Genomic DNA, 15,270 nt, shown 5'->3' on the forward strand with positions numbered 1-15,270 from the left:
AGTGCAAGGAACCTGCCTCAGGGGGGTGGCACGATCGTGATCGGCGGGAGGGTCCGGCGGGTGGTCGGCCGGGACGGGGTCGTGCTGGTCGGACGGCTCGGCCGGGTGGTCGGGCGGTCCGAGGTCCCCTCTGGACCGACCTTGATCGGCGGCGTCGGTGTGGTGCTGGTCTCGGGCGAATCGCCACCCGAACCACCCCCACCCGCGAACAGGATCACAGCGGTCACGACGGCCGCGACCGCGACGGCCCCGGCGATCACAGGGGCCAACCACCTCTTCTTGCCCTTCTTGCGCGTGATGACCGCGTCGAAGGGGTCGTAGGTGTTCGTGCCGACCGGTGTGGGCGGTCGCAGCCGCATGGGCTCCGGTTGGATCGGCTGCGGCCCCGACGGCGGGAAGTGCGGTCGTTCGACAAGAGTCGCGTTCGGGTTCCGCTGCTGCTGCGGTCGCTGCTGTGCCCCCGCGAGCGCTCGACGAGCGGCTGCCACCAGTTCGCGACAGCTGCTGTAGCGCTGCGCTTGGCTCTTGGCCATGCCGCGACGCACTACGTCGTTGATCGCGGGCGGTAGCGCCACGAAGTCGGTGAGGGTGGGTGGCTCCCGGTTGAGGTGTCCCTGGATGACCTCCGCGACCTGTCCTTGGAAGGGAGGTCGACCGGCCAGGCAGGCGAAAAGGACGCAGGCGAGCGAATAGGCGTCGGTACGGCCGTCCACGGGCTCACCGCGCAGGTGCTCCGGTGCGGCGTAGGTGGGGGAACCGAGGAAGTCCCCGCCACGGGTGCGGTGACCGGTCGCGCCGCGCCGGGTCAGGCCGAAGTCGGCGACGTAGATGTGCTCGGTGGCCGACTCGCGGGTCGTGACCAGGACGTTGGCCGGCTTGACGTCGAGGTGGACCAGACCGCGCTCGTGCAGGTTGTCGAGCGCCTCGGCGACCTGGCCGAGCAGGTTCAGCGCGCGCTGCGGGGCTAACGGGCCGTCCTTGATCAGGCTGGCCATGTCCGAGCCGTCGACCAGCCGCATCGCGATGTAGAGCAGCCCGTCGGTCTCGCCGAAGTCGTAGAGCGGCACGACGTTGGCGTGGTCGATCGCGGAGGTGTTGCGGGCCTCGTCGACGAACCGCTCGCGGAACTCGGGGTCCTCGGTGAGGTGCTCGGCGATGACCTTGAGGGCCACCTTGCGGCCGAGTCTGATGTCGGTGGCCCGGTACATGACGCTCATCCCGCCCTTACCGAGCACACCGTCGATGCGGTAATGCCCTAGGCGACGCCCGGTGAGGTCCTCCGACACGCCCGCGAGCCTAACGTCCGCTCCCCGGCGTCCGCGTCCGGTTCCGGCATACCCGCCGGTCGGACGGGCAAGATGGCCCCGTGACCGTAGCGAGGCGCGGGCTGACCCCGCGCGAGTACCGGCAGGAGATCGTCGACCTGGTGCCGCGGCTGCCCGTGGCGCCGCGACCGCTGGGGAGGTGCGTCGGCCTGGTGCTCGCCGAGGACGTGGTGTCGGGCGTGTCGCTGCCGCCGTTCGACAACTCCGCCATGGACGGGTACGCGGTTCGCGCGTCCGATGTGGCCGGTGCGAGCGCGGACCAACCGGTCCGGCTCCCGGTCGCCGACGACATCCCGGCGGGGCGGGTCGATGTGCGGCCGTTGGCGCCGGGAACCACGCAGCGGATCATGACCGGTGCGCCGATGCCCGCCGGTGCGGACGCCGTAGTGCAGGTGGAGCACACAGACGGCGGTACGGACGTCGTACGTATCGATGTGTCGGTAACCGAACGGACCCATGTGCGGTTCAGCGGTGAAGACGTCGCGGTAGGCACTGTCGTGCTGCGGGCGGGCACTGTTCTGCACGCACCCCAACTGGGCCTCGCAGCGGCGATCGGGGTGGGCGAACTGCCCGTGCGTCGTCCGCCGAGGGTTCTCGTCTTGTCGACGGGCTCGGAGTTGGTCGCCCCTGGGGAGCCGTTGCCGCCGGGGCACATCTACGAGTCCAACAGCGTCTTCTTGGCCGCGGCCGTGCAAGAGATCGGCGGTGAGGCCACCGTGCTGCGGTTCGTCCCGGACGACGTGGACGCCTTCCGGTCGACGATCGCCGCTCACGCCGCCGAGGCGGACCTGCTCATCACGTCCGGCGGGGTGAGCGCGGGCGCCTACGAGGTCGTCAAGGACGCCTTGGACGGTCATGGCGTGGAGTTCGTCCGGGTCGCGGTACAGCCGGGCGGGCCGCAGGGGCGTGGGGTGTTCGAGGGGCTTCCGGTCGTCACGTTGCCGGGCAATCCGGTAAGCGCCGCCCTGTCGTTCGAGTTGTTCGTGCGCCCGGCGCTGTTGACCGCGCTCGGGCACACCGGGGTCGACCGAGCGCGTACCCGCGCCAAGACAACCGTCGCGATGTCCTCGCCCTCGGGGCGCGTGCAGTACCGACGAGGCTGCCACGACGCGGGTCAGGTGGAGGTCGTCCCGGTGGGTGGGCCGGGATCCCACCTGCTGGCCTCCTTCGCGGCTTCCAACTGCCTCATCGAGATACCGGCGGGCGTGGACCGCGTCGAGGTCGGCGACGAGGTTGACCTGGTACTTCTTGATTGAAAGTCGGCAACAGGTTTGTGGTTCGGATGGTCATTTCCCCACGGAGACCGTTGATCCCCAAGTCCTGCCCGGTTAGACTGGGTGCGCTCCGTACGGGGCGCTCGATCTTGAGGCACCCGATCTCGCGTGTCCGCCGTCGGGGGGCGCGCACGCGGATATCGGGTGCCTCAAGCTTTCCCAGGCGGTGGCTACCTTCCTGGGCAGGTGCCCGGTTGGCGTAGCGTGTGCGGAAATCCGGCCGACTCGCGAGGAACCAGCGACCAGATGACCGCTCAGCAGCCCCAGAAGGCAGGCGCGCTCCAGCACGCCGTCGAGTTGACCAAGAGCATCATCCCGCCGGTGCACCCCGGTGGCAGGCCCTTCATCCTGGGCGCGATCGCGGCGACGCTGGCGGTGCGCCGGGCGTCGCGGCGGGCGGGTGTGCTCAGCGCGGTGTTCACGGCCTGGCTGGCGTGGTTCTTCCGCGAGCCCAAGCGCGTCACGCCGCGTCGTCCGGGGATCGCGGTGGCGCCCGCCGACGGCACGGTGTCGCACGTCGTCGAGGCGGTGCCGCCCGCCGAGCTGGAGCTGGGCTCGGCGCCGATGCTGCGGGTCAGCGTGTTCCTGTCGGTGTTCGACGTGCACGTCCAGCGCGTGCCCGCCTCCGGCGAAGTGGTGCGCGCGGTGCACAAGTCCGGCCAGTTCCTCTCCGCCGACCTCGACGAGGCCAGCGAGGTCAACGAGCGCAACAGCCTGCACCTGCGCACCGAGGACGGCCAGGACCTGGCCGTCGTGCAGATCGCGGGGCTGGTGGCGCGGCGGATCATCTGTCAGGTCTCCGACGGTGACAAGGTGCTCGCGGGCGCCACGTACGGCCTGATCCGCTTCGGGTCGCGTGTGGACCTCTACGTGCCCGTGGGCAGCCGTGTGCTCGTAGAGCCCGGACAGCGCACTATCGGTGGGGAGACCATCTTGGCCGAGTTGCCGTCGGGGGCCTGACCATGGCCCCGACAGCGCCCGGCGTCCGGCTGCTGCCGAACGCGCTGACCGTGCTCGCCATGTGCGCCGGTCTGTCGGCGGTGCAGTTCACGCTCAACCGCCAGTACAGCGCCGCCATCGCGGCCATCGCCATCGCCGCGGTGCTCGACAGCCTCGACGGCCGCATCGCCCGGCTGCTCGACGCGACCAGCAAGATGGGCGCAGAGCTGGACTCGCTGGCCGACGCGATCTCGTTCGGCGTCGCGCCCGCGCTGATGATCTACATCTGGCGGTTCGGCGGCGACCGGGTCGGCTGGGTCGTGGCGTTGGTATTCGCCGTCTGCATGATCCTGCGCTTGGCGCGGTTCAACACGCTGCTGGACGACTCCGAGCAGCCGCTGTACGCCAAGGAGTTCTTCGTCGGCGTCCCCGCGCCCGCGGGCGGGCTGCTGGCGCTGGTGCCGCTGATCCTGACCAACGAGTTCGGCGACCACGGGCACTGGTGGCAGTCGAAGGCCGCGGTGATGGTGTGGACGGTCGCCATCGCGGCCCTGCTGATCAGCCGCATCCCGACGCTGTCGGTGAAGACCATCAAGGTCTCCCCGCGCGCGGTGGCGCCGCTGCTGGTCGGCGTGGGCCTGCTGGCCGCCGCGGTGATCACCTACCCGCAGATCTCCCTGTGCCTGATCCTGGCGCTGTACCTGCTGCACATCCCCTACGCGGTGCGCCGCAAGCAGTGGCTCGCCAAGCACCCCGAGGCCTGGGCCGTGCCGCCGAGCGAGCGCCGCGCGATCCGCCGGGCGCACGGCTCCAGCCGCCGCCTCGGCCTGCGCCCGCCGCTGCGCCGGGTCGCGGGCGCCGCCCGCCGGGCCGTCATGCGGCCGATCCGCAACGGCGACCAGCACCAGATCGCGCTGCCCAAGGACCCGCGCCCGGTCCCGCGCACCCGCGGCTGGCGCCGCACCGGCCTGCGCAAACACCAGCGCCCCGGCGAGTCCAAGACCCGCTGACGCAATCACTCGCAGGAGTGACATCGGGGCCTGTGGACAACTTTCTCTGCGATCGGCGCGAACCCTCTAGTCTCGACGTCGTGGGATCACCGTTCTCTGCTCAGATCACGCTGACGGCGCGCCTTTCGCCGTCGGCCCTCGACACCCGCCGCGGTGTCGTCCGCCTGCACCCCGAGGTGTTCGGCGCGCTCGGGTTGCGCCAGTGGGACGCCGTGCGGCTCACCGGCGCCCGGATCAGCGCCGCCCTGGCCGCCGAGGGCGACCACGCGGGCGCCACGGGTGTCGTGCTGCTCGACGACGTCACCATGTCCAACCTCGGGGTCACCGAGGGCGCGGAGGTGGTGGTGTCCCCTGTGGAGGTCACCGCCGCGCGGTCGGTCACGGTCGCAGGGTCGCGCCTGGCGTCGGTGTCGCTCACACCGGAGACGGTCCGCCTGGCGCTGCTGGGCAAGGTGTTGACGATCGGCGACGCGGTGTCGCTGCTGCCGCAGGACCTCGCGCCGCCGCCGGGCGCGGACGTGCCGGGGGTGCGGGGTCAGCTCTCGCGCGCCATCGGGATGACGTGGACGACCGAGCTGCTCACCATCACCGCGGTCGAGCCGTCGGGCGCGGTCACGGTCCACCCGTCCACTGTGGTCGGTTGGCGCGACGGGGTGCGCACGGGCGAGCGCGGGCAGGCCCCCGCGGTCGGTCAGGCCGGGGCGGGTCAGGTGACGGCGGCCGTGGTCGAGTCGGCCGAGCCGGTCGACCTGGCGGACGAGGTGGTCGAGGCGCCGGAGCCGGTGCCGGTGCCGCTGGCCGACCTGGTGGGCTCGACGGACGCGGCGCGCAAGCTGGGCGAGTGGTTCGAGCTGGCGTTCACCCGGCCGGAGCTGCTGGCGAAGCTGGGCGCGGCGCCCCGGCTCGGCGTGCTGATCACCGGGCCGGAGGGCGTGGGCAAGGCGACGGTGGTGCGGTCGGTGGCGCACTCGATCGACGCCGAGGTGGTCGAGCTGGTCGGGCCGACGGTGGCGGTGCTGGAGGCGAACGCGGCGGCGAGCCGGGTCAACGCGGCGATCCGCGCGGTCCGCGAGCACTCGGCGGCCGGGCGCGCGGCCATCCTGATGATCAACGACGTCGACGCGCTGCTACCCGCCACTTCCCCACCGCCCCTGGCCACGGTCGTGCTGGAGGCACTGCGCTCGGCAATCGGCACCCCCCGCGTCGCGCTGGTGGCCACCACGGCCCACCCCGAGGCGGTCGACCCCCGACTGCGCGGCGTCGAACTGGTGGACCGCGAACTACGCCTCCCCCTGCCGGACGGCAAGAACCGCACCGAGCTACTACGCGTCCTATTCCGCGATCTCCCCGTCGAGTCCGGTGTGGACTTCCCGGCGCTGGCCGAGCGCACCCCGGGCTTCGTCGCGGCGGACCTCATCGCCCTGCGCCGTGAAGCCGCTATCCGCGCCGCGCTGCGCCACAGTGGCGACGGCGACCCCCGCATCGCCACCGAAGACGTCTTCGGCGCCCTGGAAACCGTCCGCCCCACCTCGGTCAGCACCTCGGACACCGTGCGCGCGGGCGACATCCAGCTCGACGACGTCGGCGACATGGTCGAGACCAAGCAGGCGCTGACCGAGTCGGTCCTCTGGCCGCTGCGCTACCCGGATTCCTTCGCCCGCCTGGGCGTGGCCCCACCGCGCGGCGTGCTCCTCTACGGCCCACCCGGCGGCGGCAAGACCTTCCTCGTCCGCGCGCTCGCGGGCACCGGCCAACTCAACGTCATCGCGGTCAAGGGCGCCGAACTCATGGACAAATGGGTGGGCGAGTCCGAACGAGCCGTCCGCGAACTGTTCCGCCGCGCCAGCGAAGCCGCCCCCGCCCTCATCTTCCTGGACGAGGTCGACGCCCTCGCCCCCCGCCGCGGCCAGTCCTCCGACTCGGGCGTCGCCGACCGCGTCGTGGCCGCCCTGCTCACCGAACTCGACGGCGTCGAACCCCTCCGCGACGTGGTCGTGGTCGGCGCGACCAACCGCCCCGAACTGGTCGACCCGGCCCTGCTCCGCCCCGGCCGCCTGGAACGCCTCATCTACGTCCCCCCACCCGACGCCGAGGCCCGGTCCGCAATCCTCCGCGCCACCAGCCGCAACACCCCCCTCGCCGACGACGTCGACCTGGACACCTACGCCCAATCCCTCGACGGCTACTCCGCCGCAGACTGCTCCGCCCTAATCCGCGAAGCCGCCCTCACCGCCATGCGGGAATCCCTCGACGCCACCGTGGTCACCACCGCCCACCTCACCAAGGCCAGGACCAACGTCCGCCCCTCCCTCGACCCCGCCCAACTCGCCTCCCTCGAGGCCTACGCCAACTCGCGCACCCCTTAGCCCTCGATCCCCCCCCCCCGCCTCACTCCACCCCTTTCACTCCACCCACCCGCTCCACTCACCCCACGCCTCCTGCCCACCCACGCCCCCGCCACACCCCGACGACCCCAATCCCCAACCTCACCCAGCCCGACCCACCCCGGCGGGCCGCTTCACCGCGCCCACATTCCTCGCCCCTCGCCAACTCCCGCACCCCCTAGCCACCCATGCCCCACCCCCGCCGCACTCCACCCCTGCTCGCCCACATGCCACTCCACTCGCCCCGTCCATCCCCTTGCCCGCCCTGCCCCACAGCCCACCCCGCCTGCCAGACCCTGACGGCCTCAACCCCACCCAGCCCTGCTCGGCCCTGCCCTACCCAGCGCGGCCCAGCCCAGCTCTGCCCGGCCCTGCCCTGCCCAGCCCAGCGCGGCCCAGCCCAGCGCGGCCCCGCCCCGCGCGGCCCCGCCCCGCGCGGCCCCGCCCCGCTCGGCCCAGCCCCGCTCGGCCTGGCCCGCTCGGCCTGGCCCGCTCGGCCTGGCCCGCTCGGCCTGGCCTGGCCTGGCCCAACGATCATCGGGCCGCTTCACCGCGCCCTCGCCCGCCCCTGCTCCCCTAGCCACCCGTCCAACCCGCTCCACCTCTTCTCACCCGCCACCCACTTCACTCACTCCGTGCCCCTGCGCGGCCACCCTGCCCGCCAATCACGACGCACCGGACCTCACTCGCCCGCCCCAACCACCCCCAAGGTCGCCGCTGCCTGCGGCCACCATCTCGACCGCAGCCGGGTAGCTGCCCACCGACAACTCGCCGCGCCGGGTTCACGGAGGTGGTTCGAGGCAGCTCGAGCAGGCCCATGGTCACCGGCGCGCCGAGCGGACCATCGAAGACCTCGGCGCGGGACGCGTGCTCGTGCCCGCGCAGCCTGACGAGGCCATCGACAGGGTGCGAGTATCGATCAGGTCGACCGTGGGCACCCACCTGCCGCACCTGCCCTCAGCCGGGTCCTCGGCACAACACAGCCAGCTCCGCGGCCAATTTGGCCGCACCCACACCGGCCGCGCCATGCCAAACTCGACCACCGATCGGGGCTGTCCACGGCACACGGCCGCGACGTGGACCAAGGCACCGCATCGGCTATCGACGCCGTCCGGAGTTTCGTCTTGGCACTACCCGACATCCGGGTCGGCCACTCGCCGATCTCCCGGTATGACCGGCGTACGAGACATCATGTCCGCAGTCCGCTCCAATCGGACGGTGTCTCGTGAGCGGCGGACGGCGGGTGGTCGGAGAAGGATGGTGGTCCGCCGGTGGACGGTTTCCGAAGTCCGCAGTGGACCTCAGCTCAGCCGCAGATGTGGTGCAGGGCGTGGGCCGTGCGGGCTACTCGGTCGCGGTGCCTGGGGAGCAGCACCCGGTCGAGTCGGTGGGCCCAGTCGGTGGTCACGTGGGCCGGGATGTCGCAGTCCGCGGGCATCAGGACCGCCAGAGTCTGGGCTCCGATGAGCATCGCCGTGATGCCCATGGCCTCCTCCGTCGTATTCACCGTCGGTCGCACTTCTCCCACGAGCACGGCCTCATCCAGCAGGTCCCGCGCAACCGCAACCAGGCCGAGGAAGTGGGCTCCCGCCACCAGGTCGAACAACTCCGCCGTGATCACCAGCCGCACGGCTACGCGGACAAGTGGGGTGGTTCGGGCGGATTCGGTGAGTTCCGTGGTGGCGTCCACCAGGGCCAGCACCGGGTCGCGGGTCGCTGCCCAGGCCCGGCCCCGGACCTGGTGGGCGTGGGCCAGGTAGTCCTCCACGACCGCCACCGCCAGCGCCTGCTTCGACGGGAAGTGCCTGTACAGCGCCCCTTTCGTCAACTCCACCCTCCTGCACACCGCGTCCAGGGACGTCTCCTCGTAGCCGTCGCGGTCGAACAGGTCGATCGCGGCGGTGACCAGGCGGGCCCGGGTTCGGGGGCCTTGTGCGCGTTCAACCACGACACTGCACCTCCGTCGACTGTCAGGTCCGGCCGATGTCGCGCGGTGGACCCCACCGCAGCCGCAGCAGGGCTTCGGGGCGGGCCAGGGCGGTCAGCCACGTGCGCAGCGCGCGGGTGACGCCGACGGCCGGTTCGTCCTCAGTGGTCAGTGCGAGCCCCATCCGCTCCACTCCTACCAGTGCGGTGACGATGGCGCCCGCCGCCCGGTTCAGGTCGACGGCCGCGCGCAGTTCGCCCCGGTATTGGGCTTCCTGCAACAGGTCGTGGACCGCACGTGTCCAGCGCCGGGTTTGGGACCTGGCGCGGGTCTGGTAGCCGGGCATCTGGAACAGCAGTTTCGCCGTCACCTGTTGGCGGGCGTGCACGTGCACGAGGTCGACCAACACCTGTAGCGGCGCGCGGTGCCGCCCGTGCAGCGCGGCGCGGGCGGTCATCAGCGCGCGCTCCTCGTGGTCGAGCACGGCGAGTGCGAGGTCGCGCTTGGAGGCGAAACAACCGTACAGCGCACCCTTCGTGACCCCGGCGATGGTGCAGACCTCGTCAACAGTGGCTCTGCGGTAGCCCATGCGGTCGAACACGACCACCGCCGCACCCAGAAGTGCTTGCCTCGTCGCAGACACTCCTCCGAGTCTGCCGAGCGCGCGGGAACCCGTCTAGGGGCCTTCTGTCAGGGAATCGCTGCGCCGCAAGGCGGATCGGTGAATTCCCCGGTATCCGTGGGAGAACACCCGATCTCGACCGGGACGGGGGATGCGCGGCCCGCGCGGTCGGTGGATCATCGAGGCAATGGCGGAGGGTGATCTGCGGCCGGTCGACGTCGAGGTCTACCGGGCGCTGCTGGACCAATCCGGCACCACGACCGAACTGGGCGCGCGGCTCGGCATGGATGTCGGCAGGCTCGGCTCGGTGCTGCGCGGGCTGGTGGCGAAGGAACTGGTGAGCCGGTCCAGCGGCAGGCCCGCGCGGTTCACCGCGGTGGCCCCCGAGGTGGGGCTGGGCGGGCTGGTGCTGCGCCGGGAACGGGAACTGGAGCGGGTCCGCGCGTTGCAGGCGGAGCTGCGGGAGTGGCAGCGGCGCAAGGTGCGCGACGTCGACCCGGCCGAGCTGCTGGAGGTCGTGCGCGGCGGCGAGGAGATCAGCAAGCGGGCCGCGCAGCTCATGCGGTCGGCGGTCGACGAGGTCCGGTTCGTGGACAAGCCGCCGTACGCGCAGCCGCCGTCGGTGTTGCACCCGGTCGAGCGCGAGTTGCTCGGTCGGGGCGTGCGGTTCCGCGGCGTCTACGACCGGTCGGCGGTCGAGCTGCACCACCTGGAGGCCGACCTGGAGGCGGGGGTAGCGCTGGGCGAGCAGGCCCGGGTGGTGGCGGACGCGCCGCTGAAGATGATCCTGGTGGACGGGGTGCGCTGCATCCTGCCGCTCGACTCGACCGCGCCCGACCTCGGCACGGCGCTGGTGGTGCGGCCGTGCACGCTGCTCGACGCGCTGGGCGAGCTGTTCGAGAGCCTGTGGAAGCACGCCATGCCGTTCGCCGTGCACACCACGCCCGAACTGTCCGTTGTGGACTCGCGGATGTTGACCCTGCTCACCGCCGGGCTGCCGGACCGCAGCATCGCCAAGCAACTCGGCCTGAGCTACCGGACCTTCCAGCGCAGGCTGCGCGACCTGATGGACGCGCTCGGCGCGCAAACCCGCTTCCAGGCGGGTTTGCGCGCCGCGGAACAGGGCTGGGTGCCCGTGGACCTGCCGCCCGCGCGGTGAGGCGGGCCGCGCCCGGAAGCCACCCCGGGCGCGGCCCCATCCACCTCATCCCGCGCGGTAGGCCTTCTGCACGGTCTGCACAACGGTGTTGCCGAGGCTGTCCCGGGCCTCGGTGCGCAGCCACACGTCACCGGTGGTCCGCGGTGCCGTAACGGTCCAGACACCGCCGCCAGACGGCTTGACCTGCGCGTCCTGCCAGGTCTTCCCGTCGGTCGACGTGGCCACCCGGACCCAGGCCACCGAGCCCGCGTTGCGCGCGCCGAGCGGTTGCGCGGCGGCCACGTCGAAGGTGCGCGCGGTCAGCGTGTTGTCCGGGGACAGGCCCAGCCGGTAGTCGAGCTGGATGAGCGGCTGGAACGCGCACTTCGTGCCGTGCAGGCAGGAGTAGCCGGACGGGGGTTCGACCGTCGACGGCGCCGAGGTGAACGTCCACGACGTGTCCGTCCTGGTCGCGTGCGCGAGCAACGGCGTGCTCGGCGCCCCGTTCTGACCGGGCCCCGCGAGCGCGTCTGTGACATCGAGCCGGTAAACCGCACTCTGGGGCAGCAACGGGAACCTGGGGAACAGCGCCATGTCCTCCGGCAGCGGCTTGATCTCCTCGGTGCCGCGGAAGAGCCGGGCCGTGGTAGTGGTGAAGTACTTCGCGTTCTCGTACGGACCCACGTACCCGGTGCCGTCTGTCCACTGTAGAGCCGGGGTGAACAGGTCGCCCTCCCGGCAGTTCGAGCACAGCACCCGCCACCGGCCTTCCGCGGCCGGGTACCGCGCCGGGTGGTCCGGACCGAGCTGCGCGGCGGTGGCGCGCAGCGGCGCGGCGAACCAGTGCTCGTCCGGCCGGGTCCGTTCGGTCGGCTGGTAGGTGTTGAGCTGGTTCATCGACAGCGCGGCGCGGTTCGCCATCTCGGTCACCACCCGCTTCCACACCACCCCCGGGTCACCCGGGCCGGTGTACTCGGTCCAGCTACCCGGCACCGGGATGCGCACGGCCTGGTTGAACTGCGTCTTCCACAGGCCGTTGGGGAAGGCGTAGTAGGTCTTCTGCGCGGTCACGCCGGGCTGGTCGGCGTGGTAGGTGGTCCGGGTCGCGACGAGCTGGTCCGGCCGCAGTGTGCGCGAGTGCTGCTTGGGCACCCCGTTGCGGTCGAGCACGTCGAGGTTGAACATCGCGTCCGGCGCGGGCCGCACGGTGATCGTCAGCGGCCCGGTCGCGGCCCGCAACCGTTCCCCCTCGGCGTTGCCCAGGGCGAACACCGGCAGCGGCGGCGCGGTGAGCGCCACCGGGAGCGCGCCCGGCGCGTCGACGTAGGTGACCAGCGCCGCCGCCCCCGCCTTGGCCGCGGCCTGGGCGGCGGCCGAAGTCGCCTGGTTGACCGCGGCGACCGGGTCGGGCGCGTTCGGCGGCACGGCGATCTTGGCCAGCACCGCCTTGCCCTTGGCGTCGGCGGCACCCGGCGCGACGACCGGGACCTCGTGGCCACCCGGCCAGGTCGAGGTCACCGTGGGGACGTCGTAGGTCGGCGTGTACCGCTGTCCCGCCACCACCATGTCAACCGCGGCCGTGCCGAGCGTCGCGTGGTCTTGGAGGCTGATCGCCCCGACCTTGGCCGGAGCCGACGGCGTCACGCGGACCTCGGTACCGCTCGGCCCGGCACTGGTGCCGACCTCGGTGATGTAGCCATCGCGACCGGCCATCGCGGGCAGCACGCGGCGCAGGGCCACCGTGCGGTCCCGCTGGTCGGTGGGCACCGTGGTACCGATCTCCACGGGCACGGCGGACCGCGCGTCGAGGGTGATGGTGGTGGCCTTGTCGACCCGCACTTCCGGCGCGCTCAGCCCGGTCCAGCGCCGCACCGCGACGCCGCGCTCGGTCACCGAGCCCAGCGCGGAGTACGTGCCGAACGGCAACTGCACGCTGCCCTCGCCGTCGACGAGGTCCACGGCGTAGGTGAGGTCGGCCAGGAACGGGTCGTTGGGCCGGGACGTGCCGAGGGCGTCGTCGATGAGCTGGACCACCGTCTGCTGGGCGGGCCGACCGGCCGAGTCCAGCACGCGCACCGAGACCGGGAACAGGTCCGGGGCGTTGTACGTGCTCACCGGGGTCCGGACGGACTCCCCGTCGCTCGTGGTGGCCACGACCGTGCCGCCGTAGACACCGTCCGGGCCCACCTCGGGGTTGACCGTGACGGTCACCGGCACCGTGGAGCGCGGCGCGACCGCGACCGCCTTGGCACCCAGGACCATCTCGTTCTTCGGCATCGGCTTGCCGTCCCACGACTGCACACCGAGGTCGAGCGCGAGCGTCTTCGCCGTCGAACCGTTGTTGGTGAAGGTCATCGTGCGGCTGGTCGAGTCGCCACCGTCGACCTTGCCGAAGCTCGCCGACGCCAGCCCGGTCGCCGACTGCCGCACGGCGCGCGCCACGTCGAGTCTGCCCGCGCCCTGCTCGTACCACTTCGCGCCCACGTCGGCCGCGGTGGAGACCAGCGCGTTCTTGATGGTCTGCCCCGTCCAGTCCGGGTGCTGCTGGGCCAGCAGCAGGGCCGCGCCCGCGACGTGCGGCGTGGCCATGGAGGTGCCCTCGGCCGCGGTGTAGGAGTCGTCGACGGGGTCGCCCATCGACGTGCCCGCCGCGCGCGCCGCCACGATGCCCACGCCCGGTGCCACGATCTCGGGTTTGACCAAGGCGTCCCGCAGGCGGGGGCCGCGGCTGCTGAACCAGGCCAGCTTGTCCTCGCGGTCGACCGCGCCGACGGTGAGCGCCGACGCGGCGGCACCGGGGGTGCTGATCGCGCGGTCCGCCGAGCCGTAGTTGCCCGCGGCGACCACGAACAGCGTGCCGGTCTCCGCCGAGAGGCGGTCGACGAGTTCGCTGAGCGGGTCGGTGCCGTCGGTGATCCCGGCGCCGAGGCTCATGTTGACGACCTTGACCTTCTGCGCCACGGCCCACTCCACGCCCGCCATGACCTGCGACATGTCGCCGGTCCCGGTGCCGTCGAACACCTTCGCCGAGACCAGGGTCGCGCCGGGGGCCATGCCGCGGTAGCGGCCGTCGGACGCCTTGCCGGTGCCCGCGAGGATCGAGGCGACGTGCGTGCCGTGACCGTAGTGGTCCTCACCATCGCCGTCGGGGCTGAAGTCCGCCTTGGCCGCTACCCGACCCTCGAGGTCGGGGTGCGTCTCGTCGATGCCGGTGTCCACGACCGCGACCCTGGTCCCGGTGCCGTCGAACCCGAGGTCCCAGGCGGCGGGCGCGCCGACCTGGCGGGTGCTGCGGTCGAGCGCGACCTCGACCTTGCGGTCGAGGGAGACCTCCGCGACGCCGAGGGTGTCGGTGGTCAGCGACCGCCAGAACTGCGGCGCGCGGGTCTTGTCGACCTTCACGGCCAGCGCGTGCGCGAGCCGGACGCTGGGCACCAGCGAGGTCGGGCGGCCGTCGGGGCGGGCGATCACCGGGATGGCGCCGGTGGCGGTGTCCTGCCTGCCGTCGTGCAGCAGGGTGCGGACGTTGAACAGCTCGGGGTCCAGTTTGTGGGAAGTCACCAACCCGACCGCGTCCGACGGGTAGACGAACACACCGTCCGATGTGGACATCGTGGTGAACGTCGGGCTGGTGCCGTCGGCGCGGGTCGCGGGCTCCACCCGGACCGTGCCGTCCGACTCCCGGTAGTCGACGACGTCACCGGTGATCAGCGTGATCCGCGTGCCCGCCGCGGCGGCGGGCCGATCAGGTGGGGCTGCTTGGGCGGGTGCGGCGCCGTAGTAGGTGACCGCGGTGGCGACAAGGGCGACCGCGGTACCGAGACGCAAGAAGGGGGGCATGTGGCCTCCTCGAACAGGGTTTGTCCGAGGATGAGCCGACGTGCGCAGTTGGTAAACGGTTCACCACGGCGGCAAGTCGCCGTCGGCGACAAGCCGCCACGGGCCCCGACCGCGATCGCGGTCGGGGCCCGTGGCGTCCGGTGCGGGGGTCGCCCACCGGACGCGCCGGACGGACTCGACGTCAGTTCAGGGCGCCGGGCGTCCGCACGTGCCTGCTGAAGTTGAGCTGGTTGTTGTCGGTGTCGGAGCTGACCACGTCACGGCCGTTGGCCGCGGCCAGCTGGTCGTCCACGGTGACCTGCGACAGCGCCGCGGCACCTTCGCGAGCGTTGTTCGCGCCCGCGGAGAAGGCCACTCCGTCCACCTTCGCGCCACCGACGGAGTAGATCGCCACGCCGCCGTTGTCGGGGATGCCGACGAGGCCGGGGATGGCGTACGGCAGCGTCTGGCCGTCGGCGGTGCCGGAGAAGTTCGGGCCGAGCAGCGTCACGAACTCACCGGGGTTGCTCCGGGGCGCCAGCTGGATCCCCATGAGCGGGATGGTGTCGACCAGCACGTTCGTGGAGCTGTAGACGCGCAGCACGTAGTTGGACAGGTCGATGTAGTTGAGGCTGACGTTGCGGATCTCGACGAACTCGTCCTGCGCCCCGTTCGGCCCGCGGGTCGCGACCTCGTTGACCAGCACGGTCGACGACACCAGGGGGGCGCTGTCCGGTGCCGCGGTGGCGACCGAGGAGAGGGCCACGGCGGCGCCGCTTGCCAGGGTGGCGGTGATCACGGCGGCGGTCAGGAATCGACGCATGGGAAAACC

At 72.1% G+C, this 15,270-nt stretch carries 10 protein-coding genes; 5 read left to right on the forward strand and 5 right to left on the reverse strand.

The window, feature by feature from the left end; translation table 11 throughout:
- Positions 1-17: 17 nt before the first annotated feature.
- A complete protein-coding gene (locus CLV40_RS05660) occupies positions 18-1,286 on the reverse strand; it encodes a serine/threonine-protein kinase (RefSeq protein WP_104477610.1) in 1,269 nt (422 codons plus the stop codon).
- Between the two features lie 80 nt (positions 1,287-1,366).
- On the opposite strand from CLV40_RS05660, the gene moeA reads away from it, so the two are divergent.
- The 4 genes from moeA (at position 1,367) to CLV40_RS05680 (ending at position 6,914) form a co-directional block, all read left to right on the forward strand.
- Positions 1,367-2,581, forward strand: a complete 1,215-nt coding sequence (moeA, locus tag CLV40_RS05665) for a molybdopterin molybdotransferase MoeA (RefSeq protein WP_374065253.1) — start codon at positions 1,367-1,369, stop codon at positions 2,579-2,581.
- A gap of 264 nt (positions 2,582-2,845) precedes the next feature.
- Positions 2,846-3,559, forward strand: coding sequence for a phosphatidylserine decarboxylase (locus tag CLV40_RS05670; RefSeq protein ID WP_104477611.1), 714 nt, complete (start codon positions 2,846-2,848; stop codon positions 3,557-3,559).
- Positions 3,560-3,561: 2 nt separating this feature from the next.
- Positions 3,562-4,548, forward strand: a complete 987-nt coding sequence (gene pssA / locus CLV40_RS05675) for a CDP-diacylglycerol--serine O-phosphatidyltransferase (RefSeq protein ID WP_104477613.1) — start codon at positions 3,562-3,564, stop codon at positions 4,546-4,548.
- A gap of 80 nt (positions 4,549-4,628) precedes the next feature.
- On the forward strand, positions 4,629-6,914 hold the full coding sequence (locus tag CLV40_RS05680; protein ID WP_104477615.1) for an AAA family ATPase: 2,286 nt from the start codon (positions 4,629-4,631) through the stop codon (positions 6,912-6,914).
- A 1,324-nt stretch (positions 6,915-8,238) separates the two neighbouring features.
- Here CLV40_RS05680 and CLV40_RS05685 read toward each other — a convergent pair.
- Both CLV40_RS05685 and CLV40_RS05690 read right to left on the reverse strand, forming a co-directional pair.
- The gene (locus tag CLV40_RS05685; RefSeq protein ID WP_104477617.1) at positions 8,239-8,880 is read right to left on the reverse strand and encodes a TetR/AcrR family transcriptional regulator; all 642 of its coding nucleotides are present in this window, start codon (positions 8,878-8,880) and stop codon (positions 8,239-8,241) included.
- 22 nt (positions 8,881-8,902) lie between these two features.
- Positions 8,903-9,502, reverse strand: a complete 600-nt coding sequence (locus CLV40_RS05690) for a TetR family transcriptional regulator (protein ID WP_281261643.1) — start codon at positions 9,500-9,502, stop codon at positions 8,903-8,905.
- Positions 9,503-9,668: 166 nt separating this feature from the next.
- On the opposite strand from CLV40_RS05690, the gene CLV40_RS05695 reads away from it, so the two are divergent.
- On the forward strand, positions 9,669-10,640 hold the full coding sequence (locus CLV40_RS05695; RefSeq protein ID WP_104477844.1) for a helix-turn-helix domain-containing protein: 972 nt from the start codon (positions 9,669-9,671) through the stop codon (positions 10,638-10,640).
- A 45-nt stretch (positions 10,641-10,685) separates the two neighbouring features.
- On the opposite strand, the gene CLV40_RS05700 is transcribed toward CLV40_RS05695, so the two are convergent.
- The gene (locus tag CLV40_RS05700) at positions 10,686-14,459 is read right to left on the reverse strand and encodes a S8 family peptidase (RefSeq protein ID WP_104477621.1); all 3,774 of its coding nucleotides are present in this window, start codon (positions 14,457-14,459) and stop codon (positions 10,686-10,688) included.
- Positions 14,460-14,640: 181 nt separating this feature from the next.
- Complete coding sequence (locus CLV40_RS05705; protein ID WP_245931097.1) at positions 14,641-15,261, reverse strand: lamin tail domain-containing protein; 621 nt, start codon at positions 15,259-15,261, stop codon at positions 14,641-14,643.
- Positions 15,262-15,270 lie beyond the last annotated feature (9 nt).

The sequence above is a fragment of the Actinokineospora auranticolor genome (assembly GCF_002934265.1).
In the GTDB taxonomy this organism is placed as follows: domain Bacteria; phylum Actinomycetota; class Actinomycetes; order Mycobacteriales; family Pseudonocardiaceae; genus Actinokineospora; species Actinokineospora auranticolor.

Bases quoted from the DNA above. Each gene is read 5' to 3' on its own strand.
- CLV40_RS05695 (WP_104477844.1), top strand. From the start codon at position 9,669: ATGGCGGAGGGTGATCTGCGGCCGGTCGACGTCGAGGTCTACCGGGCG.
- CLV40_RS05705 (WP_245931097.1), bottom strand. From the start codon at position 15,261: ATGCGTCGATTCCTGACCGCCGCCGTGATCACCGCCACCCTGGCAAGC.
- CLV40_RS05670 (WP_104477611.1), top strand. From the start codon at position 2,846: ATGACCGCTCAGCAGCCCCAGAAGGCAGGCGCGCTCCAGCACGCCGTC.
- pssA (WP_104477613.1), top strand. From the start codon at position 3,562: ATGGCCCCGACAGCGCCCGGCGTCCGGCTGCTGCCGAACGCGCTGACC.
- CLV40_RS05700 (WP_104477621.1), bottom strand. From the start codon at position 14,459: ATGCCCCCCTTCTTGCGTCTCGGTACCGCGGTCGCCCTTGTCGCCACC.